Annotated in this window: 21 protein-coding genes; 15 read left to right on the top strand and 6 right to left on the bottom strand. The window is 69.9% G+C overall.

The genetic code is table 11. The features are described from left to right. The first annotated feature begins 123 nt into the window (after window positions 1–123). From FHP25_RS01870 to murJ, 8 genes are all read left to right on the top strand, one after another. Entirely contained in the window at window positions 124–1,044 is a 921-nt protein-coding gene (locus FHP25_RS01870; protein ID WP_147845191.1) for a hypothetical protein, read from the top strand. A 231-nt stretch (window positions 1,045–1,275) separates the two neighbouring features. Beyond that, window positions 1,276–2,133, top strand: coding sequence for a diaminopimelate epimerase (dapF, locus tag FHP25_RS01875; RefSeq protein WP_231712177.1), 858 nt, complete (start codon window positions 1,276–1,278; stop codon window positions 2,131–2,133). Window positions 2,134–2,159: 26 nt separating this feature from the next. Further along, window positions 2,160–3,449, top strand: coding sequence for a tRNA (N(6)-L-threonylcarbamoyladenosine(37)-C(2))-methylthiotransferase MtaB (mtaB, locus tag FHP25_RS01880; protein WP_147845192.1), 1,290 nt, complete (start codon window positions 2,160–2,162; stop codon window positions 3,447–3,449). Beyond that, window positions 3,446–4,384, top strand: coding sequence for a signal recognition particle-docking protein FtsY (gene ftsY, locus FHP25_RS01885; protein WP_218578133.1), 939 nt, complete (start codon window positions 3,446–3,448; stop codon window positions 4,382–4,384). The genes mtaB and ftsY overlap by 4 nt, the downstream gene beginning before the upstream one ends. Window positions 4,385–4,568: 184 nt before the next feature. Continuing rightward, a complete protein-coding gene (locus tag FHP25_RS01890) occupies window positions 4,569–5,228 on the top strand; it encodes a septation protein A (protein WP_147845194.1) in 660 nt (219 codons plus the stop codon). A gap of 84 nt (window positions 5,229–5,312) precedes the next feature. After that, window positions 5,313–5,591: a ribbon-helix-helix domain-containing protein gene (locus FHP25_RS01895; protein ID WP_218578134.1), complete on the top strand. Its 279-nt coding sequence runs from the start codon at window positions 5,313–5,315 to the stop codon at window positions 5,589–5,591. Further along, complete coding sequence (locus tag FHP25_RS01900) at window positions 5,588–5,902, top strand: type II toxin-antitoxin system RelE/ParE family toxin (RefSeq protein ID WP_147845195.1); 315 nt, start codon at window positions 5,588–5,590, stop codon at window positions 5,900–5,902. Before FHP25_RS01895 ends, FHP25_RS01900 begins: the two co-directional genes overlap by 4 nt. A 460-nt stretch (window positions 5,903–6,362) precedes the next feature. Further along, window positions 6,363–7,946: a murein biosynthesis integral membrane protein MurJ gene (gene murJ / locus FHP25_RS01905; RefSeq protein WP_147845196.1), complete on the top strand. Its 1,584-nt coding sequence runs from the start codon at window positions 6,363–6,365 to the stop codon at window positions 7,944–7,946. Between the two features lie 216 nt (window positions 7,947–8,162). Here the strand turns inward: murJ and FHP25_RS01910 are convergent, their stop codons facing one another. After that, window positions 8,163–9,104 (bottom strand): M14 family metallopeptidase, encoded by a 942-nt coding sequence (locus FHP25_RS01910; RefSeq protein ID WP_147845197.1) that lies wholly within the window; start codon window positions 9,102–9,104, stop codon window positions 8,163–8,165. Window positions 9,105–9,530: 426 nt separating this feature from the next. Between FHP25_RS01910 and trpS the strand changes: the two genes are divergently transcribed. The 4 genes from trpS (at window position 9,531) to FHP25_RS01930 (ending at window position 12,386) form a co-directional block, all read left to right on the top strand. After that, on the top strand, window positions 9,531–10,595 hold the full coding sequence (trpS, locus tag FHP25_RS01915; RefSeq protein ID WP_147845198.1) for a tryptophan--tRNA ligase: 1,065 nt from the start codon (window positions 9,531–9,533) through the stop codon (window positions 10,593–10,595). A gap of 228 nt (window positions 10,596–10,823) precedes the next feature. Beyond that, window positions 10,824–11,513 (top strand): helix-turn-helix transcriptional regulator, encoded by a 690-nt coding sequence (locus FHP25_RS01920; protein ID WP_147845199.1) that lies wholly within the window; start codon window positions 10,824–10,826, stop codon window positions 11,511–11,513. Window positions 11,514–11,626: 113 nt separating this feature from the next. Continuing rightward, the gene (locus tag FHP25_RS01925; RefSeq protein ID WP_147845200.1) at window positions 11,627–12,001 is read left to right on the top strand and encodes a DUF1127 domain-containing protein; all 375 of its coding nucleotides are present in this window, start codon (window positions 11,627–11,629) and stop codon (window positions 11,999–12,001) included. A 16-nt stretch (window positions 12,002–12,017) separates the two neighbouring features. Continuing rightward, window positions 12,018–12,386, top strand: coding sequence for a VOC family protein (locus FHP25_RS01930; RefSeq protein ID WP_147845201.1), 369 nt, complete (start codon window positions 12,018–12,020; stop codon window positions 12,384–12,386). Between the two features lie 128 nt (window positions 12,387–12,514). On the opposite strand, the gene FHP25_RS01935 is transcribed toward FHP25_RS01930, so the two are convergent. From FHP25_RS01935 to FHP25_RS01945, 3 genes are read right to left on the bottom strand one after another with little or no spacing between them, the layout of a single operon-like run. Further along, a complete protein-coding gene (locus FHP25_RS01935) occupies window positions 12,515–13,564 on the bottom strand; it encodes a uroporphyrinogen decarboxylase/cobalamine-independent methonine synthase family protein (RefSeq protein ID WP_147845202.1) in 1,050 nt (349 codons plus the stop codon). A gap of 49 nt (window positions 13,565–13,613) precedes the next feature. Beyond that, window positions 13,614–14,567, bottom strand: coding sequence for an alpha/beta hydrolase (locus FHP25_RS01940; RefSeq protein WP_178133213.1), 954 nt, complete (start codon window positions 14,565–14,567; stop codon window positions 13,614–13,616). An 11-nt stretch (window positions 14,568–14,578) separates the two neighbouring features. After that, on the bottom strand, window positions 14,579–15,532 hold the full coding sequence (locus FHP25_RS01945; RefSeq protein ID WP_147845204.1) for an alpha/beta hydrolase: 954 nt from the start codon (window positions 15,530–15,532) through the stop codon (window positions 14,579–14,581). A gap of 152 nt (window positions 15,533–15,684) precedes the next feature. Here FHP25_RS01945 and FHP25_RS01950 point away from each other — a divergent pair, with 152 nt between their 5' ends. Continuing rightward, complete coding sequence (locus FHP25_RS01950; RefSeq protein WP_147845205.1) at window positions 15,685–16,707, top strand: DUF2333 family protein; 1,023 nt, start codon at window positions 15,685–15,687, stop codon at window positions 16,705–16,707. Window positions 16,708–16,749: 42 nt separating this feature from the next. Here FHP25_RS01950 and FHP25_RS01955 read toward each other — a convergent pair whose 3' ends face one another. Continuing rightward, a complete protein-coding gene (locus tag FHP25_RS01955) occupies window positions 16,750–17,319 on the bottom strand; it encodes a GNAT family N-acetyltransferase (RefSeq protein ID WP_218578135.1) in 570 nt (189 codons plus the stop codon). Between the two features lie 89 nt (window positions 17,320–17,408). Here FHP25_RS01955 and araD point away from each other — a divergent pair, with 89 nt between their 5' ends. Further along, window positions 17,409–19,145: an L-arabinonate dehydratase gene (araD, locus tag FHP25_RS01960; RefSeq protein ID WP_147845207.1), complete on the top strand. Its 1,737-nt coding sequence runs from the start codon at window positions 17,409–17,411 to the stop codon at window positions 19,143–19,145. A gap of 181 nt (window positions 19,146–19,326) precedes the next feature. Here araD and FHP25_RS01965 read toward each other — a convergent pair whose 3' ends face one another. Continuing rightward, window positions 19,327–20,406 (bottom strand): phosphotransferase, encoded by a 1,080-nt coding sequence (locus FHP25_RS01965; protein WP_147845208.1) that lies wholly within the window; start codon window positions 20,404–20,406, stop codon window positions 19,327–19,329. A gap of 83 nt (window positions 20,407–20,489) precedes the next feature. Here FHP25_RS01965 and FHP25_RS01970 point away from each other — a divergent pair, with 83 nt between their 5' ends. After that, the gene (locus FHP25_RS01970) at window positions 20,490–21,092 is read left to right on the top strand and encodes a GNAT family N-acetyltransferase (RefSeq protein ID WP_147845209.1); all 603 of its coding nucleotides are present in this window, start codon (window positions 20,490–20,492) and stop codon (window positions 21,090–21,092) included. Window positions 21,093–21,170: the final 78 nt, after the last annotated feature.

Below are 21,170 nucleotides of genomic sequence, written 5' to 3' on the forward strand. Positions count from 1 at the left end.
GGCGGGTCAATCCGCATGCTGCGGTATCGGCCGCCGTGGAGCAAGCGGAGTCGGACGCTCGGATGGCGGTCGCCCGATGGATTGTCCTCGACCGGCGTGCGTCGCAGCCGCCACTATGCCGCAATGACCAGACGCTGGATCGCGATCACCGGCGGCGATGCCGCCTATTTCGACCTCATGCGCGGCTGCGTCGCCTCGATCCGCGACAAGCCGGAGGGGCGCGACGTCGCGCTGGGCGTGCTTGATTGCGGCCTGCACGCCGAGCAGCGCGGCTGGCTGAGCCGCCACGGGGCCCAGCTCGTGGCGCCGCGCTGGGATTTCGAGTTCCCGGGCCGCGCCGGCTGCAGCGAGGCCTTCAAGGCGCTGACGGCGCGGCCGTTCCTGCCGGACTATTTCCCCGGATATGACACGTATCTCTGGCTCGATGCCGATTGCTGGGTGCAGCACTGGTTCGCCGTCGACCTCTTCCGGCGCGGCGCGGTGCGGCAGGCGATCGCCGTGGCGCCCGAGATCCACCGCGCCTTCCGGCACTACCGCCACGCCTGGCCCGAGTTCAGCGCCGTCAACGGCGCCGCCTTCCGCGAGGCGTTCGGCGCCGCGCTGGCCGACAGGCTGGTGCGCTACCCCCTGATCAACGCCGGGGTGTTCGCCATCCGCGCCGGCTCGCCGGCCTGGGGCGCCTGGGCCACGGTGCTGGACGAGGCGCTGCAGCGCTCCACCAACATGACAGACCAGATCGCGCTCAACGTCGCGGTCTACGAGCGCGGCCTCGCTGCCGAGGCGCTGCCAAGCACCTGCAACTGGCCGGTGCACCACGCCCTGCCGGCATGGGACACCGGGCGCGGGCTGTTCGTCGAGCCGTCGCTGCCGCACGACCCCCTCGGGATCCTGCACATGACGATCTACACCAAGACCGTGCCCAGCTTCGACATCGTGCAGATCGGCGGCCCCGATGACGGCACGATCCGGCCGATGACGGTGCGCTACGTGCCGCCAGGCGAGGACCGCAGCCGGCCCCGCACGCCGGAGGCGTTCAGGGTGTAGTTTCCTTTCCCGGAGGAAAGGGTCTGACCTGTATATGTTCAAGAGGGAGCTGAGGCTGTCATCCCGAGCGCCCCTTTCGACAGGCTCAGGAGAGGGATCTCCTGCGGCAGGGGGCACGGTGCGCCATTCGCGGGAGATCCCTCGCGGCGCTCGGGATGACAGCGGGGCGGGCGGCAAGGCCCTCCAGGGACATGGTGGACTCCGGGCCCCCCGCGCGCCATATAGCCGCCCATGACCATGGAACCGGGCGTGCCGTTTCGCAAGATGCACGGGCTGGGCAACGACTTTGTCGTGCTCGACGCCCGGACGCGGCCGCTCGACCTGACGCCGGCGCGGCGGCGCGCGATCGCCGACCGCCGGACCGGGGTGGGCTGCGACCAGCTCATCGTGCTGGAGCCTCCCACCGAACGGACGGCCGATGTCTTCATGCGCATCTACAACCCGGACGGCGGCGAGGCCGGCGCCTGCGGCAATGCCACACGCTGCGTCGCGCACGTCCTGATGGGCGAGCGTCACAGCGACGCGGTGGTGGTGCAGACGGTATCCGGCCTGCTCGATTCGGAAAAGGCCGGCACGGGCGCGAACGGCCTGCCGATCGTCAGCGTCGACATGGGCGCAGCGCGGCTGGACTGGCGCGACATCCCGGTCAGCGAGGCCTGCGACACCCTGCACCTGCCGCTGGCGCTGGGGCCGGTCGCCGACCCCGTCGGCACCTCGATGGGCAACCCGCACGCCACCTTCTTCGTCGACGATCTCGCGGCGGTCCCCGTGAGCACGCTGGGGCCGCAGCTCGAGACCCACAAGCTGTTCCCCGAACGGGCCAATATCGGCTTCGCCCAGATCACCGGCGAGAACCGGATCCGCCTGAAGGTCTGGGAGCGCGGCGCCGGCCTGACGCTGGCCTGCGGCTCGGGTGCCTGTGCCGCCCTGGTCGCCGCGGCGCGGCGTGGGCTGGCCGGCCGCAAGGCCGACGTGATCGTCGACGGCGGCACGCTCACGATCGAGTGGCAGCGTGATGGCCATGTGATGATGACCGGCGACGTCGCCCAATCCTTCGCCGGCACGCTCGATCCGTCGCTGCTGGCGTGATGTCCGGCGACGCGGGGCGATCGCACATGACGCATGGTGATGCCACCGCGCCGCCGACAGGGAGGGACCCGGCGCTCGACGTCGTGACCTTCGGCTGCCGCCTCAATGCGGTCGAGTCGCAGCTCATGCAGGCGCGGGCCGCCGCCGCGGGACTCACCGACGCGGTGCTGATCAACACCTGCGCCGTCACCGTCGAGGCGGAACGGCAGGCGCGGCAGGCGGTGCGGCGCCTGCGGCGCGCGCATCCCGATCGCCGGATCATCGTCACCGGCTGCGCCGTGCAGATCGACCCGGCCGCCTGGGCCGCCATGCCCGAGGTCGATCGCGTGCTGGGCAACAGCGAGAAGCTGACGACTGACGCCTTCGCCACGACCGGCCGGGTCCAGGTCGGTGATATCATGGCCGCGCCCGCCGCGGCGCAGCCGTCGGTCGACCTCGCCGGCCACAGCCGGGCCTTCCTGCAGGTGCAGAACGGTTGCGACCATCGCTGCACGTTCTGCGTCATCCCCTTCGGCCGCGGCCCCAGCCGCTCCGTCCCGGCAGGCGCCGTGGTGTCCCAGGCGCGCGCGCTGGTCGCCAAGGGCTACACCGAGATCGTGCTGACCGGCGTCGACCTGACGGCCTGGGGCGCAGACCTGCCCGGGCGGCCGGCGCTGGGCGACCTGTGCCGGCGGCTGCTGACGCTGGTACCCGACCTGCCGCGCCTGCGCCTGTCGTCGCTCGATCCGGTCGAGATCGACGACACCTTGCTGGGGCTGCTGGGCGACGCGCCCCGCCTGATGCCGCACCTGCACCTGAGCGTGCAGGCCGGCGACGACATGATCCTCAAGCGCATGAAGCGGCGCCACCTGCGCGACGACGTGCTGCGGCTGGCCGACCGGGCGCGCGCGCGGCGGCCCGACATCGTCTTCGGCGCCGACCTGATCGCCGGGTTCCCGACCGAGACCGATGCGATGTTCGACAACACGCTGCGGCTGGTCGACGAGGCCGGCCTGACCTGGCTGCACGTGTTCCCCTACTCGGCCCGCCCCGGCACGCCGGCATCCCGCATGCCCGCCGTGCCGGGCGCGGTACGCCGGGCACGCGCCGCGGCGCTGCGGGCGGCGGGCGACAGGCAGGCCCAGGCGTGGCGCGCGGCGCAGGTCGGCAGGCGGGCGCGCATCGTGATGGAGCGCGACGGCACCGGCCACAGCGAGCATTTCGGACGGGTGCGGCCGGGCGCGGCATGCGCGCCGGGCACACTGATGGAAGTCGAGATCACCCATATCGAACAGGGCATGCTGGCAGGGCTGCCTGTTCTGCGAGAGGCGGCATGAGCGGCGAAAAGAAATCGTGGTTCTCGCGACTCAAGGAGGGGCTCTCCAAGTCGACGCAACGGATCACGCAGAGCATCACCAACCTCTTCGTCAAGAAGAAGCTCGACCAGAAGACGCTGGACGAGCTCGAGGAGGTGCTGATCCAGGCCGACCTCGGCGTGCCCGTGGCCGGCCGCCTGGTCGAGAACCTGCGCCGCACGCGCTTCGAGAAGGAGGTCACCGACGAGGAGGTGCGCGGCGCCTTCGCCGACGACATCGCGCAGATCCTCACGCCGGTGGCCCAGCGGCTGACGCTGGATCCGGGCCGCAAGCCGCATGTCGTTCTGGTGGTGGGCGTCAACGGCAGCGGCAAGACCACGACCATCGGCAAGCTGGCCAAGCAGTTCGTCGAGGACGGCCGCAAGGTCTTGATCGCGGCCGGCGACACGTTCCGCGCCGCCGCCGTCGAGCAGCTCAAGATCTGGGGCGAGCGGGCCGGCGTGCCGGTGATCGCCAAGGCCACCGGGGCGGACGCCGCGGGGCTCGCCTTCGAGGCCCTGGAGCAGGCCCGCGCGCAGGGCGCCGACGTGCTGCTGATCGACACTGCCGGACGCCTGCAGAACAAGACCGGCCTGATGGAAGAGCTGGCCAAGATCGTACGCGTGATGCGCAAGCTCGACAGCAGCGCGCCGCATTCCTGCCTGCTGGTGCTCGACGCCACGGTGGGCCAGAACGCGCATAACCAGGTCGAGGTGTTCCGCGAGATGGTGGCCGTCGACGGCCTGGTGGTCACCAAGCTCGATGGCTCGGCCAAGGGTGGCGTGCTGGTGGCGCTGGCGGAGCGCTTCCAGGTGCCGGTGGTGGCGATCGGCGTCGGCGAAGGCATCGACGACCTGCGGCCGTTCGATGCCAAGCAGTTCGCGCGCAGCCTGATGGGGCTGGAGACGGCGGCGTGATGCACGACCGCGGCCAATACGGCCTTCCGTCATCCCGAGCGCAGCGAGGGATCTCCCGAGGAAGACGCGGCGTGGTGCGCCATTCGCAAAAGATCCCTCGCTACGCTCGGGACGACAGTGAAGCGGGACGACAGTGAAGCGGGACGACGGTCGCGCCAACAAGGGTTGATCTGAAAGGAGCTGTATGAGCGAGCAGGAACGGTCGGGCGGCAGCCGCAAGCTGGCGAGCCTGGTCTGCGAACTGGGACCGCTGGTCCTGTTCTTTCTGGTCAACGGCCGCTACGGGCCGCTGGCGGCGCTCGCCGACGCGGTGGCGGCGCCGCTGGGCGCGGCCGACCTCGACCCGACGCGCCGCGGGCTGTTCGCCGGCACGGCGATCTTCATGATCGCGACCGCGATCGCGCTGCCGGCCTATCGTCGCATCGAAGGGCGCTGGCCGATCATGCCCATGGTCGGCGGCTTCTTCATCCTGGTGTTCGGCGGACTCACGCTGTGGCTGCAGGACGAGCTCTTCATCAAGATGAAGCCGACGATCGTGAACTGCCTGTTCGGCGTCATCCTGGCCGGCGGCCTGATGGCCGGCCGGCCGCTGCTCAAGCCGCTGTTCGGCGCCGCCTTCCGGCTGACCGACCAGGGCTGGACGATCCTGACCAGGCGCTGGGCCTTCTTCTTCTTCGTGCTGGCCATCATCAACGAGATCATGTGGCGCTTCTTCTCGACCGAGACCTGGATCCTGTCGAAGATGGCGCTCAGCATGCCTCTGACCCTGGCCTTCGCCCTGGCGCAGACACCGGTGCTGAAGCGCTACTGGGACGGCGAGGACAACCCGTTCAAGGCGGGGTAGCCTCCTGCCGGAGGCATCGCCGACTATCTTGCCGGCGTCCACAATTTTCCAATATATTGGGACGGAGCTTCCGGGAGCAAGGTGATGGCCAAGAGGGCGACCAAGAGCATGACGCTGAATGTGCGCATCCGTGGCTCGCTCGGGGACTTCGTCGCAGCAAACGTCGGCGCCTCAGGCGCCTATGAGAATGTCAGCGAATATGTTCGCGACCTTATCCGGCGCGACAAGGAGCGTGCCGAGGCCGAAGCCTTCGCTCGGCTCAAGGCGGAATTGGCTCATGGGTTCGCGGCGCCTGACAGCACTTATCATCAACTCGATGCAGATACGGTGATCGCGCGCAACGGCCGGCCCGCGAAAAGATGACCTCGTACAGGATCCAGGAACGCGCCAGCCACCGGATCGACGAGATTTACACGTATACGCGCGATGTCTGGGGTGAGACTCAGGCGAAGCACTACATTCGAGGCCTGTTCGATCGCTTTGAAGCCATCGCAGCGAGGCGGTTCCCCTGGCGTCCCGTTCCGGCAGCATTCGAGGTTGACGGCTACTTTTGTCGCTATGAAGAACACTTCATCTACTGGCGGCTTCTTGCGGACGGTGGTGTCGGCATCGTGACGGTTCTGCACCGTCGAATGCATCAAATCGAACGGTTTCACGAAGATTTCTGGACCTGAACAACGGCGAATCAAGAGATCGCCGGATGCGCGCTCTGGCTGAAGCGTCGTGATGACCGAGTACTGGAGATTTCCGACGGGCTTAGCCAGCGCCGGCACGAGCGCAGCGAGGATCTCCTGCGAGAGATGTACAGTGCGCCATCCGCCGAAGATCCCTCTCCTGAGCTGTCGGAGGGGCGCTCGGGATGACAATTGCGGGGCGAAAGCTGAAAGAGAAGGTGGTGGCGGTGCTCCCGGCCCCTACGTCGCCGGGCGCCACCACCGGCAAGACTAGGCGGCGATGATGACGGCCGTGTGAAGCTTCCACGTCAGCGCGATGGCGGCCGGGGGCTGGACATGGCACAAGAAGCGCAACGAAAAGCCCCCTCTGCCGATGAACGCCGCCATGCTGCCGCCACATCCTGCACCGCACGCTCGGGGCCCCGCCACCGACCTGCCCTATCGCCTGGCCTGATCCCCGATGAGCTTCGCCCGTGCCGTCGCCACCGTCGGTGGCTTCACCATGCTGAGCCGCATCGCCGGCTTCGCGCGCGACATGGTGATGGCCGCGGTGGTCGGCGCCGGTCCGGTCGCGGACGCGTTCTTCATCGCCTTCAAGCTGCCCAACTTCTTCCGCCGCCTGTTCGCCGAGGGCGCGTTCGCCTCGGCCTTCGTGCCGCTGTTCGCCAAGGAGCTGCAGGCCGGCGGCCGCGCGTCGGCGGTCGCCTTCGCGCGCGAGGCGCAGGCGGCGCTGCTGGTGGTGCTGCTGCCGTTCACGGCGGCGCTGATCGTGCTGATGCCGTGGGTGATGCGCGCGCTGGCGCCCGGGCTGGCCGACGATCCGGCGACCTTCGCGCTGGCCGTCGAATTCGGGCGCATCACCTTTCCCTACCTGCTCTTCATCTCGCTGGTGGCGCTCTATGGCGGCGTGCTCAACAGCATCGAGCATTTCGGCGAGGTCGCCGCCACCCCCATCCTGCTCAACCTGGCGCTGATCGCGGTGGTGCTGGGGCTGACGCCCGTCATGCCCAATGGCGGCTATGCCGCCGCCACTGGCGTGTTCATCGCCGGTCTGGTGCAGTTCCTGTGGCTGATCTGGGCCTGCCGGCGCGAGGGGGTCGGCGTCGGCCTCACCCGGCCGGTGCGCAGCGCCCGGGTGATGCGCCTGCTGATGCTGGCGCTGCCGACCGCGATCGCCGGCGGCGTGCAGCAGATCGGCACCATGCTCGACGTGGTGTGGGCGTCGTTCCTGCCGGCCGGCGCCATCTCGGCGCTATGGTATGCCGATCGCGTGGCGCAGCTGCCGCTGGGCGTGGTCGGCGTGGCGATCGGCACGGCCCTGCTGCCGCTGCTGGCGCGCCAGATGCGCGCCGGCGAGGATGCCGCGGCACAGGCCAACCAGAACCGGGCCGTCGAGTTCGCGCTGCTGCTGACGCTGCCGTCGGCATTGGCGCTGGCCGTGCTCGCCGAGCCGGTGGTGCGCATCCTGTTCGAGCGCGGCAGCTTCGGCGCCGGAGACACGCGGCGCGCCGCTGCGGCGCTGGCCGCCTTCGCCGCCGGCCTGCCGGCGTTCGTGCTGGTCAAGGCGTTCATTCCCGCCTTCTACGCCCGCGAGGACACGCGCACGCCGCTCTACGCCGCGATCGTGGCGATCGTCGTCAACGTGGCCCTGAACGTGAGCTTCCTGCTGGGCACCCGGCTGGAGCATGTCGGCATCGCGCTGGCCACATCGCTGTCGGGGTGGGTCAACGCAGCGTTCCTCGGGCTGTCGCTGCGGGCACGCCGCCAGTTCGCCAGCGACGCCCGCCTGCGCCGCAATGCCCCCCGGATCGTCATCGCCACCGCGGCGATGACGGCGGCGCTGTGGCTGGCCGTCGGCTGGCTCGCGGGCCCGCTGCATGGCGGCACCCTGGTGGGCGGGCTCACGCTGGCCGGCGTGTGCCTGGCGGGCGGGCTGATCTACGGCGCTGCCAGCATGCTGCTGGGCGTGCTGCGCCTGGCCGAGCTGCGTTCCCTGCTGCGCCGCCAGCCGGGTGCGAAACGAGAGTCCACCGACGTCGATTGAGCCTTCTTCGCCGTCCTGGGCGAAGCGAAGGATACTGCGGTGTTGGCGCGGGCACTGACGGCGATGATGACGGGTCGGACCGCGTCGCTCCAGCGACGCTCATGACGGATCGTGCACAAGAGCGCCGCTGGAGCGGCGCGGTCCCGGCCGTCACCAGGCCCGTCGGTGCCCGCGCCAACACCGCAATGCACAGGACGACAGAAACGCCATAGGCGGTCAGACGACGCGGCCCATGCGCACGATCGTGACGCCGGCCCGCACGCGGTGGTTCGACGGCATCACGAGCACGCAATTGTCATAGGGCGTGACGATCGGCGTGTCGTCGTCATGGCCCAGCACCGTGCCGGCCTCGGCGACGATGTCCTGGCCGTTGTGCCGCTTCACGAACGTGAAGTTGCCCTGCCGGGTGGCGACGGCATGAGTCACCTCGACGACGCGCTGCGCCGGCGGCAGCTTCTGCTGCCAATCCACCGGCAGGTCGGCGGGCTCGGCTGCGCCCGTCAGCACCAGGAAGCGCGCCGTCACGTCCTTGGCCACGGCGACGGAGGCGGCACGCCAGTGCTGGCCGGTCTCGATCAGCAGCGCGACCTTCGGGCTGTCCGGGTCGCCGAAGCCACCATGGTCCCGCATGCGCCGGCCGGACGGGTGACCCTTGTCGCGGATGATGTCGATGGGCGTGCCGACGCGGCGCGCCAGGTCGACGCCCTTCTGCAGCGGCCCTGCCAGCATCAGCGGCACGCAGTCGTCGTGCATGGAGTGCAGGTCCAGCAGCAGGTCGGCGCGCTCGACGAACGGCCGCAGCTGGCGGGCACGCCGCAGCTCGACGCTGTCGCCCGGCTGGTCCAGGCGCGACCAGACCCGGTTGAAGTCCTCGTCGACCATGCGCGACTTGAAGGGACGGTCCTTGTCGAAGGAGACATACGCCGCGACATTGGCGAAGCTCAGGATCAGCGTGCCGCGCCGCGGCTTCAGGCCGTGCCGCAGGAGCGCGTCGACCACGATCGCGCCCGACACCTCGTTGCCATGCGTCAGCGCGTTGACCATCACGACCGGCCCCGGCTCGGTGCTTTCAAGCACATGCACGAACTCGGTGCCGGCATTGCCGGCGCGCCAGGGCGTGATGTCGGGGAACTCGAACTCGATGGGATGCTCCGTCACGACGCTCTCCTTGTGCTGCCCCAGCTTAGCGGCCGGGGCGCGCGAGTAAACCCGGGCCGGGACGCAGGGGATTCACATATGGAGCACCGACGCCGTCTCCTCGCCCCGCGGCAGCGGGGAGAGGAAGGGGCCCATGCCGAAGGCATGGGAAGGTGAGGGGTAGGAACGATCGAGCCATGCGGCAAAAATGGGGACTGATCGCTCGTACCCCTCACCTTCCCATCGCTTCGCGATGGGCCCCTCCCTCTCCCCGCTGCCGCGGGGCGAGGGGTAAACGGCTCCATATGCGAATGCCCTGGGCCGGGACGGGAGGCGCTTGACCGGCAGGGCGTCTTCGGCGATATCGCGCCGCCGCCCGCTCCACCAGGGCGGCGCGCGGGCGTCCACAGCGCCGCGCCACCCCTGTGTTGACGGGAGTCCATATCCATGCCCGACGCCAGCAGCGCGGCACCCAATCCGCATCTTGCCGCCTACACGGCGCGCAGCCTGAAGGGCCGCATCTTCTCCGGCGTGCAGCCGACCGGCAACCTCCACCTCGGCAACTACCTGGGCGCGATCCGCAACTTCGTGCGCCTGCAGGGCCAGTACGACTGCCTGTTCTGCGTCGTCGACCAGCACGCCATCACCGTGTGGCAGGACCCCAAGGAGCTGACGCAGCAGACGCGAGAGATCGCCGCAGCGTTCCTGGCCGCCGGGCTGGATGCGAGGAACAACATCATCTTCAACCAGTCCTCGGTGCCCGGCCATGCCCAGCTGGCCTGGATCTTCAACTGCGTGGCGCGCATCGGCTGGATGAACCGCATGACGCAGTTCAAGGAGAAGAGCGGCAAGGACCGCGAGAACGCCTCGCTGGGCCTGCTCGCCTATCCCTCGCTGATGGCGGCCGACATCCTGCTCTACAAGGCAACGCACGTGCCGGTGGGCGAGGACCAGAAGCAGCATCTCGAGCTGACACGCGACATCGCGATGAAGTTCAACAACGACTTCAATGCGCCGGACTTCTTCCCGATCACCGAGCCGCTGATCTTCGGCGCCGCCACCCGCGTGATGAGCCTGCGCGACGGTACCAAGAAGATGAGCAAGTCGGATCCCTCCGACTATTCGCGCATCAACCTCACCGACGATGCCGACGCCATCACCCAGAAGATCCGCAAGGCCAAGACCGACCCGCTGCCGATGCCCGAGACCGAGGCCGACGCCGAGAAGCGGCCGGAGGCCGACAACCTGCTGGGCATCTACGCCGCCATCGCCGACCAGGAGAAGGCCGACGTGGTGCGCGCGTTCGCCGGCCAGCAGTTCTCGGCCTTCAAGAACGCGCTCACCGACCTGGCCGTCGCCAGGATCGGACCGGTCGGCAGCGAGATGCAGCGGCTGGTGAAGGACCCCGGCTACGTCGATTCGGTGCTGCGCGACGGCGCCGAGCGCGCCAACGCCCTCGCGAAGCCGATCCTCGACGAGGTCTACCGCATCGTCGGCTTCCTGAGGCCGTAGGGTCACTTCCTCTCCCGCAAGCGGGCTACGGCATTCACACATCTTCACTGTCATCCCGAGCGCCAGCGAGGGATCTCCTGCGAAAGACGCACGGTGCGCCACTCGCAGGAGATCCCTCGCTGCGCTCGGGATGACGGTCCTATTTTTGGGGACGAAAGCTCTCTCTTAGGCGCGCGCGGCGCGGTTCGGGTGGTACTATCGCAATCCACCTTCATCCCGGCGGATGCCGTGTCCCGGTCCACGCGCCTCTTCGATCTGCTCCAGGCCCTGCGCCGTCGCCGGCGGCCGGTGACTGCTGCGGCCCTGGCGGTCGAGCTGGATGTCTCGGAGCGCACCATCTATCGCGATATCGCCACGCTGATCGGCCAGGGCGCGCCGATCGACGGCGAAGCCGGCCTGGGCTACGTCCTGCGGCCGGGATTCATGCTGCCGCCGCTGATGTTCAGCGACGACGAGATCGAGGCGCTGGTGCTGGGATTGCGGCTGGTGGCGCAGCGCGCCGATGCGCCGCTGACGACGGCCGCCGCCGACGTGCTGGCCAAGGTCGCGGCCGTGCTGCCGCCGGCGCTGCGCGACACGGCGGAAAACGCCAGCCTGGTCGCGGGTGCCAGCCGCGCGCCGCAGGTGACGACCGACGTTGCGATGCTCCGGCGCATCATCCGCGCCGAGTGCAAGCTGCGGATCTCCTACGCCGACGCCGAAGGCAAGGGCACGGAGCGCACGATCTGGCCCATCGCGATCGCCTTCTTCGACAGGGCCCAGGTCGTTGCCGCCTGGTGCGAGACGCGCCAGGACTTCCGCCACTTCCGCACCGACCGGATCCTTCACGCCCAGCCCACGGACGAGCGCTATCCGCGGCGGCGCATGGCGCTGGTCTCGGAGTGGCGCAAGCGCGAGAGCATTCCCGAGCAGATCTGACCCGGCGACATCTCGCATTCGCCAGCACATTCCTGCCGCTCGGCAGCGATCGCTCCTGACGGAAACTGACAGCCTGTCCGGCCATTCTCCTCGCCCTGGCGAAGGAGATCACCATGGCTATCGTGCAACGACTGGAAGTCACCGATTCAGCCCTCTCGCGCGCCGACACGACCGACGCCTGCGCATATCGCGCGGTGCCGCAGCCAGCGCCGCGGCGACGCACCATCCTGCAGACGATCGGCGCGATGTGGCGCATCTGGCGCGAGCGCCGCGCAGCGCGGCAGGCCCTGGCGGGGCTCGACGCGCGCACCTTGCGCGATATCGGCATCGCGCCCGAGCAGGTCGAGTACGAGCTGTGGCGGTCGTCGTGGCGGCCGCTGCTCGACTGGCACGCCGCGCGGTACGTCCATGGCGCGGAGATGAAGGAGCAAGCGCAGCGTCACGCCGGCTCACGTCGCGTTGACGCGCATCGGACCACCAGCGCGTAAGCGGGAGGACAGCACCGTGGCCGATCCCAGCATCATCATCCTCTATGTCGAGAGCCCGTCCGTCAGCGCCGGCTTCTACATCGGGCTCCTGGGCAGGGCGCCGGTCGAAGCCTCATCGACCTTCGCCATGTTCGCGCTCGAAAGCGGCGTGATGCTGGGATTGTGGTCCCGCCATACCGTGGCGCCGGCAGCGACGCCGGCCGGGGGCGGCGAGATCGCATTCACCGTGGCGGATACCGACGCGCTTCTCGACACATACACCGACTGGCGCCTGCGGGGACTGCCGATCGCGCAGGCCCCCACGAAGATGGATTTCGGGCACACATTCGTCGCGCTCGATCCCGACGGCCACCGGCTGCGGGTCTTCGCGGCGGTGTCGCCATGAGCCGCAGCCGGATCGCCGTGGCGTGCGCCGAGCATGTCCGCCACTGCGTCACCGGCGGCTTCATGCAGGAGCCACGGCAAGGCTGTCCCGCTGCGCCCCATCGCACCCGGCGACCGCGTCGCTCGGCTCTATGACGCCAGCGCCTCTGCCGCGCGCCGATGGGCGGCGATCAGGCCGGGCACGCGCGCCGGGTCGGTGCGGCCCCAGCCGCACTCGGACGAGAAGCCGAAGCGTGGGACCACCTTCGACGCCGCCGCTATGCGCGCCCGGTCCCCGGCCTCGTCGTCGTGGTGGATGAGGCCGAGATAGAGCGTGGCGTCATCCGGCAGGGTCATGCCGCGCAGCGGCGCGAGGTAGGCGTCGTCGGCGCGGTCCCTGGGCACCGGCAGATGCAGGAAGTCGAGACGGCGCGGCAGGCCGCGCACGAGGCCGTTCGCCATCTCGACCAGGATCGCGGCGTCCCTGGGCATCACGAGATGCTCGTCGCGCGGCGAGCCGTAGCAGAGATGGTAGCCCAGCTCGACGTCATCCGGCACATGCGCCGCCAGCCGTGCGAGCTCGGCGAAGATGCGCTGCTTGTAGTCGGCCGGCCGGTGCTCGAAGTAGTTCTCGAACACCAGCACCTCCTGGCAGATGTCCCATTGGATGGCGAGATCGGCGTGCGGGATGGCGGCCAGGATGTCGTCCAGCGCCGCAAGCAGCGCGCGCTCGTAGACCGGCAGATAATCGTCCAGCGCCTTGGGGCTGACATACATGAAGCCGGATGCCATCGCCGTCGGCAGCGCCACCTGAAAGCGCACGCCTGGCGGGATCACGCCGGCATCGCGCAGGCGCCTGAACACGGCATATGACCCGATCGCGGCCGGCGCATAGCCGGTCTCGAACACGACCTTGGCGGGATCGACTCCGGGCTTGAAGCGCACCTGCTCGATGTGGCGGATCACGACGCCGTCCCACTGGGGCAGCGGCATCGGCGCGATCGTGGGATCGATCTCCATGTCGGGATGCCGGGCCAGCATCTCGTATTGCCAGTAGATCCAGCGATGGCGCGCGCCGGTCTCGCCGTCGGGGATGCGCCGCAGCCATGGCCCCAGCTCGCCCGCCACCACGCGGAACACCGACTCGGCATCCGGCATGGCGACGCTGCCGATCAGATGGACACCGGGATGCTGGGACATGGCGGCTTCCTCCCCAGACAGGCGCCGCTGAGCGGCGCGGCCCGACCCGCTACTCGGCGCGATCGATGAGCGCCTCGTTCAATGCCAGGGCCGCGGTGGCGATGGCACGGCGGCCGCCATGCAGCAGCGCCGACATGCCGAAGAAGCCGTGGATCATGCCGCCGAACTCGACCAGGTCGCAGCCGCCGCCTTCGTCGCGCAGGCGCCGGGCATAGGCACGGCCTTCGTCACGCAGCGGATCGAAGCCGGCCGTGATCAGCATCGCTGGACAGGCGCCGGCGACGCTCGCCGCCCGCAGCGGCGCCGCTCGCCAGTCGCTGCGGTCGGACGCGCGGGGGGTGTACTGATCGAGGAACCACTGCATGGAGTCGCGCGTCAGCCCGAACCCGTCGGCGAAGCGCGCGTACGACGCCGTGCCCGTCGCGCAATCCGTCACCGGATAGACCAGGAGCTGGAAGCGCAGGTTGTTCATGGCGCGATCGCGCGCCCACAGCGCCGCGGCCGCCGCCAGGTTGCCGCCGGCGCTGTCGCCGCCGAGCGCCAGCAGATGCGGGTCGATGCCGATCGAATCACCTTCGTGGCTGGCCCAGTCGAGCGCCGCCACCATGTCATCGAAGGCCGCCGGAAACGGCGCTTCCGGCGCCAGCCGGTAGTCGACCGACAGCACCGCGACATCGGCCTGCGCCGCGAGCTGGCCGCAGGTGCCGTCATGCGTGTCGATGTCGCCCACGACCCAGCCGCCGCCATGGGCCCAGATCACGGTCGGCAGCAGCGCCTTGGGCGAGGCCGCGGCCGGACGATAGAGCCGGACCGCAAGGTCGCGGCCGTCACGCCGGATCACGTGGTCGCTGGCGCGCACCGTATCGGGACGGACGCCGCCGGAGGCGGTGCGGGTCTCGGCAAATTGCTGGCGGGCGGCGACCGGACCGATCGACGACCATGCGGGCCGGCCGGAAGCGGCCTGCAGCTCCAGCACCTCTTGCGCTTCGGGATCGAGCGGCACGTCGTTCCTCCTCAGCCGGCGCTGCCGGCCAGTGCTTCGCGCACGGTCTGTCCGGCCATCGCCAGCGCGCGGCGCGCCTGCGGCAGCACGCCGGGCATGCCGAGGAAGCCATGGATCAGGCTGCCGAACGCGACATACTCGACCGTCACGCCGTCATGCGCCAGCCGCTCGGCGTAGGCGCGGCCTTCGTCGAGCAGCGGATCGAAGCCGGCGGTGATCACCATCGCCGGCGGCAGGCCCGCGAGGCTACGGGCCCGCAGCGGCGAGGCGCGCCAGTCGCTGCGGTCGGCCGCGTCGGGAACGTAGTGGTCGTAGAACCACACCATGGCTTCGCGCGTCAGCAGATAACCGTCGGCGTTCATCGCCATGGAGCCGGTGTTGGCGAGCGCATCGACGGCCGGATAGAGCAGGAGCTGGAAGCCGACCTGCACGCCGCCGCGGTCGCGCGCCATCAGCGCCATCACGGCAGCGAGGTTGCCGCCGGCGCTGTCGCCGCCGACCGCGACCTTCGATCCCTCGGCGCCGATCGCGGCCGCGTTCGCCGCCGCCCACACCGTGGCCGCCCAGCAATCGTCGACGGCGGCGGGGAAGCGATGCTCCGGCGCGAGGCGATAGTCGACCGAGACGACGACCAGGCTGCCGGCCTCGCACAGCCGCTGGCACATGGTGTGATGCGTCTCGATGTCGCCGATCACCCAGCCACCGCCGTGGAAGTAGACCAGCAGCGGCAGCTTGCTGCCCGCCGCCGCCGATTTCGGGCGATAGATGCGCACGGGGATCTCGCCGGCCGGGCCGGGAATGCGGCGATCGTCCGTCACCACGCTATCAAGGATCGGACCCTGCACCGGCGGGCGCGTCTCGCGCATCATCTGGCGCGCCGCGGGCGGCGGCAGGCTGTTGATCGCCGGACGGCCCGACGCGGCGGCCATGTCGAGCAGCGTGCGGATGGTTGGATCGAGCGCCATATTCGTGTTCCCCACCATGGTTGTGGCACGATCATGGCCGCGCGGCGCGGCATGGCGCAACGGTTGGACACACCCCATATCGGCATAGCCGTGCTAAGCTGCGCGCACGCCATCCGGCGCCACACTGCCACCGCAACCGCCGCTGAGGATGCATGACGTTCGAGCCCGACGCCCCTTTGTCCCGCCCGACGCAACCCTGGTGGCGCCGTGCGCTCGGGTGGCGGCCGAAGCTGTCGTGGTCCGGCACCGCCGCGGTGCTGGTGCCCAAGGGCCGCTGGAAGCGCGTGGCGGCGGTGCTGATCCTGATCCCGATCGTCTACTATGTCGGCGGCGGCCTGTGGCTGCACCGGATCGACGACCGGCCCGACTTCGAGCCGCAGAACGTGCAGCCCGGCGAGAGCCGGGCGGTGGCCGTGGCCGCCGCGCTGATCACGCGCGAGGTCGATGACCATCACTGGACGCCGATGGATCCCTTCTTCCTGCCCGGCGCCTGGCTCGACAACATGCCCAACTACCAGGCCGGGATCATGAAGGCGCTGGCGCGCTTCGGTGTCGAGATGCGCGACCAGCTGGCGCGCTCGCGCGGCTCCAGCCCGCAGGACCCCGACCTCGACCGCGCCGCGGCGCGGCTCAACGCCGATCCGCGCCAATGGGTGTGGACGCCATCGATGTCGATCTGGCCCAGCGTGACGGCGACATCGCAGTATCGCGACGGCCGTGCGGCGCTGATCGCCTACAACAAGCGGCTGGCCGCCGGCCAGGCCAGCTTCGAGCGCCGCGCCGACAACCTGCAGGCGTTCCTCGAGCGCGTCGCCAGCGACATCGGCTCGACCTCGGCGCAGATCGACCGCCACATCCATGACCATGGCGGCGACCTGCTCGACTTCTACGCCGACAACCTGTTCTATGCCAACAAGGGACAGCTCTACGCCTACTACATGCTGCTCAAGGAGCTGGGCAACGACTACCAGAGCGTGCTGCGCGAGCGCGACATGGCCGGCCCGTGGGCTCAGATGATGGACACGTTCCGGACCGCCGCCACCCTGCAGCCCTGGGTGGTGGTCAACGGCGCCGCCGACTCGCAGTTCCTGCCCAGCCATCTGGTGGCGCAGGGCTTCTACCTGCTGCGCGCCCGCACCCAGCTGCGCGAGGTGGCGGACATCCTGCGGAAGTGATCGTGCCGAAGGCGATCGCCATTGCGCGCAGGAGGACGCCCTTCACCGCAGCGCCAGGCGCACGCGCTGCTTGCCGCGCTCCCGCCGTGCAGCACTGGTGAACCCGGCCTTGGCGAACATCGGCTCGAGCCCGGTGTAGACGAAGGCCGCGGGCGCCTTCTTGCCGCCGTCGGTCTTCACCGGATAGCCCTCGACGATCTCGGCGCCGTGACGCTTCATGGTCTTCATGGCGAAGGCCAGCAGCGCATCGGCAACGCCCTTGCCGCGCCAGCCCGATTTCACGAAGAAGCACGGCACCGACCAGACGCGCTCGGCATCGCTGCACGCCAGGCTCGGCGCCCGGTCGAGCTTGGCGAAGTCGACGCGGCGGTCGAACGACACCCAGCCGACCGGCTCGTCGCCGGCGTAGGCCAGGGCGCCATGCACCTTGCCGTCATGCACCAGCTTGCGGAAGCGGCGCTTGTTGGGCGCGCCCTGGACGTCGGGCCATTTCTCGCCCTTCTCCAGCCGCCAGAACATGCACCAGCAGCCGGCGGATGCGCCACGCGGCCCGAACAAGCGTTCCAGGTCGGGCCATAGTCCGGGGGTCAGCTCGCGGCAGGCGATCTTCATGGCCCGTCTCGCCATTTGAACTGGGATGCAGGCTCATCCTACGATGGCCACAACCTTCCGGACAAACACGGCATCGCAGAGGAAGCCCCATGACCATGCGCCGCAAGACCGCCGAGACCCTGCGCAGCTACCGCTGGTATGGCGTGCAGGACCTGCGCGCCTTCGGCCATCGCTCGCGCACCAAGCAGATGGGCTTCGCGCGCCAGGACTGGGCGGGCAAGCCGGTGATCGGCGTGATCAACACCTGGTCGGAGGCCAACCCCTGCCACGTGCATCTGCGCCAGCGCGCCGAGGAGGTGAAGCGCGGCATCTGGCAGGCCGGCGGCTTCCCGCTGGAGATGCCGGCGATGTCGCTGGGCGAGCCGATGATGAAGCCCACGACCATGATGTACCGCAACCTGCTGGCGATGGAGACGGAGGAGCTGCTGCGCGCCAACCCGATCGACGGCGCCGTGCTGCTGGGCGGCTGCGACAAGAACATCCCCGGGCTGCTGATGGGCGCGATCAGCATGAACCTGCCGGCGATCGTGGTGCCGGCCGGGCCGATGCTGCGCGGCAACTGGCGCGGCAAGACCCTGGGCTCGGGCAGCGACGTATGGAAGTACTGGGCCGAGATGAAAGCCGGCGGCATCAGCGAGGCCGACTGGGACGAGATGGAGGACGGCATCGCCCGCAGCTTCGGCACCTGCATGGTGATGGGCACGGCCGCCACCATGATGTCGGTGACCGAGGCGCTGGGCTTCACGCTGCCGGGCGCGTCGTCGATCCCGGCCGCCGATTCGGGGCACGCGCGCATGGCCACAGAGTCCGGACGGCGCATCGTCGACATGGTGTGGGAGGACCTGAAGCCATCCGACATCCTGTCGCCGGCCGCCTTCGACAACGCGATCCGCGCGCTGATGGGACTGGGCGGCTCGACCAACGGCATCGTGCACCTGCTGGCCTGGGCCGGCCGCGCCGGCGTGCCGCTCGACCTCGAGCGCTTCGACCGGCTGGCGCGCGACACGCCGCTGATCGCCAACATCCGGCCTGCCGGCCAGCACCTGATGGAGGACTTCTTCTACGCCGGCGGCATGCGCGCCTTCCTCGCCAAGCTGGCGCCGCTGCTGACGCTGAGCGCGCCGACGGTGAGCGGCAAGACGCTGGGCGACGACATCGCCGGCGCCGAGACCTTCCTGCCCGAGATCATCCTCGATGCCGACAAGGCGCTGAAGGCCGACGGTTCGCTTGCCGTGCTGAAGGGCAACCTGGCGCCCGACGGGGCGGTGATCAAGCCGGCCGCGGCCGATCCGCGCCTGCACCGGCATGTCGGCCCTGCCCTGGTGTTCGATGACTACAACGACATGGCCGCGCGCATCGACGATCCGGCCCTCGACGTCACCGCCGACACCGTGCTGGTGCTGAAGCAGGCCGGCCCGCTGGGCGGACCAGGCATGCCGGAATGGGGCATGCTGCCGATCCCGCAGAAGCTCCTCAAGCAGGGCGTGCGCGACATGGTGCGCATATCGGATGGCCGCATGAGCGGCACCAGCTACGGCGCCTGCGTGCTGCACGTGACCCCGGAAAGCCATGTCGGCGGTCCCTTGGCGCTGGTGCGCACCGGCGACCTCATCGCGCTCGACGTCGAGAAGCGGTCGCTGGACATGCAGGTGAGCGACGCCGAGCTGGCCCGCCGCCGCGCCGCATGGAAGGCCAGGCCTGTGATCTACGAACGCGGCTATGGCTGGCTGTTCGCGCGCCATGTGCAGCAGGCCGACAAGGGCTGCGACTTCGACTTCCTGCGCCGCGACGCCGGCGCCCCGGTGCCGGAGCCTGAAATCCATTGAGATCGCCACCGCTGTCTTGAAGCTGACGCATACCATCGCCATATAGGAGCGGTGGCGAGCCGGCGATGTGATGGCCGGCCGGGACCGACGATGTGATGGTCGGGGACAGTCGCCCGAAGACGGACCGCGCCTTACCGGCGCGGTTTTGTTTTTGGCGATATAGAACAGGACGCAGTGGAGGTCAGGGCGCGACGGACACCGTGATGCCGCTCAGGGCCCGGATGCGCGCGATCAGCAGCCGCCGCGCTGCCGGCAGCTGGTGCGTGCCCGCCGGCGCGCCGCCGACGTGCTGGCTGCGCAGCGCGCCCGCCAGATGGCTCACGTGCCGGAACACCTGGTAGTAGCGGACCGCGCCCTCGTCGACCACGCGCTGCCGGCCATAGGCGCGCCGGTATCGCCACAGCAGGTAGCGCAGCAGCCCGCGCACCAGCGGCAGCGCCGATGCCGGCAGGTCGAGCGGCGTCGTGCGGAGCGCAGCAATGGTCGACCCGACATCGAAGGCGGGATCGGCGATCGTGGTGTTGCCCCAGTCGATGACGCCTGTCATCGCACCGTCCTGCGCCAGGATGTTCAACGGGTGCAGGTCGCCATGGCAGACCGCGGGCGCCGCCGCCGCGGACGGCCGGTTCGCCTGCAGCCAGGCATGGGCGCGCGCCAGGCTGTCGTTGCAGAGGCTGTCGACGACCTGGCCCAGGGCGGCCAGCCTGCCCTCGTAGGTATAGGCCTCGGGCGCCAATCCCGCCTCTTCCAACCGCTGGATCACGGGCGCCGGCGGCAGCGCGTGCAGGCGCAGCTGCGCTTCGGCCCACACCACCGTCATCCGCTCGAGCACGCGCGAGACGCCGCCCAGGAGGCGCAGCACCCGCCCGACACCGGCACCGGTGACGATGGCCTCCATGCCCTCGGCCAGCGGCCGGCCGGGCAGGCGCTGCATCACCATGAAGGCGCCGCCAAGGACCGTGGGATCGGTGCAGACAAGCATCGCGCGCGGCGCCGGATAGCCCAGCGCCGACAGCGCGGTCTGGATCGCCGCTTCGGCCTGGGCCTGGCTTGGATCGTAGTGCGCACGCAGGATGCGCACGATCAGCGGGCCGGCCAGCCACGCCGGCGGCGCGGCCAGCGCGAAGCGGAAGATCGTGGTCTCGAAGCCGCCGGCCACGCGCTGCGGCGCTTCGGCATAGTCCAGGCGCGGCGCTTGGGCCTCGGCCCGCAGATGAGCCAGCAGAAGCTGCGCAACAGATGCGTCAGGCACCGGGGCCATGGCCGCACGCTAGCGACCGGGCGCCCGGCCGGCAACCCGGGATCGGCTTTGACACGCCGCGCCGTCCTCCTCTAACTCGACTCATGACCAGCACATGGCTCGACGTCGCGCCGGGCAAGATCGCCAGCGTCGTGACGGCCCTGGAGATGACCGCCAGGCCGGCGCGCCGGCCGGTTCCCGCCACGGACCGTTTTGCCGTACGCCGCGTCGCGCGGCCGGCGCTCGACTGGTACCGCGACCTGTTCCGGCGCATCGGCACCCATTGGCTATGGTTCAGCCGGTTGCGCCTGGACGATGCGCGCCTGGGCGCGATCCTGCACGACCCCGCCGTCGAGGTGTCGGCCCTGACGGTCGAGGGCCGCGACGAAGGCCTGCTGGAGCTGGATTTCCGCGTGCCCGGCGAGGTCGAGCTGGCCTTCTTCGGCGTCGCTCCCGAGCAGGTCGGACGCGGCGCCGGCCGCCTGCTGATGGACGTCGCGCTCGAGCGGGCCTGGGCCGCGCAGCCGCGGCGGGTCTGGGTGCATACCTGCACCCTCGATCATCCCGACGCGCTGGCGTTCTATCAGCGCTCGGGCTTCGTGCCCTATCGGCGGCAGGTCGAGATCGAGGACGATCCGCGCCTGGACGGCACCTTGCCAACGGATGCCGCGCCGCAAGTGCCGATGATCCGGCCGATTTCTGACTAGCGGCACCCTGGCGAGGAAAAGCCGGGGCTGGCGACACCTGTCCTTGCATCGCGCCGTGGCCGGGCGCAATAAGTCGAG

The sequence above is a fragment of the Vineibacter terrae genome, assembly GCF_008039615.1.
In the GTDB taxonomy this organism is placed as follows: Bacteria; Pseudomonadota; Alphaproteobacteria; order Reyranellales; family Reyranellaceae; genus Vineibacter; species Vineibacter terrae.

Excerpts from the sequence above, each read along its gene's own strand:
- FHP25_RS01870 (WP_147845191.1), top strand. The coding sequence starts at position 124 with ATGACCAGACGCTGGATCGCGATCACCGGCGGCGATGCCGCCTATTTC.
- dapF (WP_231712177.1), top strand. The coding sequence starts at position 1,276 with ATGACCATGGAACCGGGCGTGCCGTTTCGCAAGATGCACGGGCTGGGC.
- mtaB (WP_147845192.1), top strand. The coding sequence starts at position 2,160 with ATGACGCATGGTGATGCCACCGCGCCGCCGACAGGGAGGGACCCGGCG.
- ftsY (WP_218578133.1), top strand. The coding sequence starts at position 3,446 with ATGAGCGGCGAAAAGAAATCGTGGTTCTCGCGACTCAAGGAGGGGCTC.
- FHP25_RS01890 (WP_147845194.1), top strand. The coding sequence starts at position 4,569 with ATGAGCGAGCAGGAACGGTCGGGCGGCAGCCGCAAGCTGGCGAGCCTG.
- FHP25_RS01895 (WP_218578134.1), top strand. The coding sequence starts at position 5,313 with ATGGCCAAGAGGGCGACCAAGAGCATGACGCTGAATGTGCGCATCCGT.
- FHP25_RS01900 (WP_147845195.1), top strand. The coding sequence starts at position 5,588 with ATGACCTCGTACAGGATCCAGGAACGCGCCAGCCACCGGATCGACGAG.
- murJ (WP_147845196.1), top strand. The coding sequence starts at position 6,363 with ATGAGCTTCGCCCGTGCCGTCGCCACCGTCGGTGGCTTCACCATGCTG.
- trpS (WP_147845198.1), top strand. The coding sequence starts at position 9,531 with ATGCCCGACGCCAGCAGCGCGGCACCCAATCCGCATCTTGCCGCCTAC.
- FHP25_RS01925 (WP_147845200.1), top strand. The coding sequence starts at position 11,627 with ATGGCTATCGTGCAACGACTGGAAGTCACCGATTCAGCCCTCTCGCGC.
- FHP25_RS01935 (WP_147845202.1), bottom strand. The coding sequence starts at position 13,564 with ATGTCCCAGCATCCCGGTGTCCATCTGATCGGCAGCGTCGCCATGCCG.
- FHP25_RS01945 (WP_147845204.1), bottom strand. The coding sequence starts at position 15,532 with ATGGCGCTCGATCCAACCATCCGCACGCTGCTCGACATGGCCGCCGCG.
- FHP25_RS01950 (WP_147845205.1), top strand. The coding sequence starts at position 15,685 with ATGACGTTCGAGCCCGACGCCCCTTTGTCCCGCCCGACGCAACCCTGG.
- FHP25_RS01955 (WP_218578135.1), bottom strand. The coding sequence starts at position 17,319 with ATGAAGATCGCCTGCCGCGAGCTGACCCCCGGACTATGGCCCGACCTG.
- araD (WP_147845207.1), top strand. The coding sequence starts at position 17,409 with ATGACCATGCGCCGCAAGACCGCCGAGACCCTGCGCAGCTACCGCTGG.
- FHP25_RS01965 (WP_147845208.1), bottom strand. The coding sequence starts at position 20,406 with ATGGCCCCGGTGCCTGACGCATCTGTTGCGCAGCTTCTGCTGGCTCAT.
- FHP25_RS01970 (WP_147845209.1), top strand. The coding sequence starts at position 20,490 with ATGACCAGCACATGGCTCGACGTCGCGCCGGGCAAGATCGCCAGCGTC.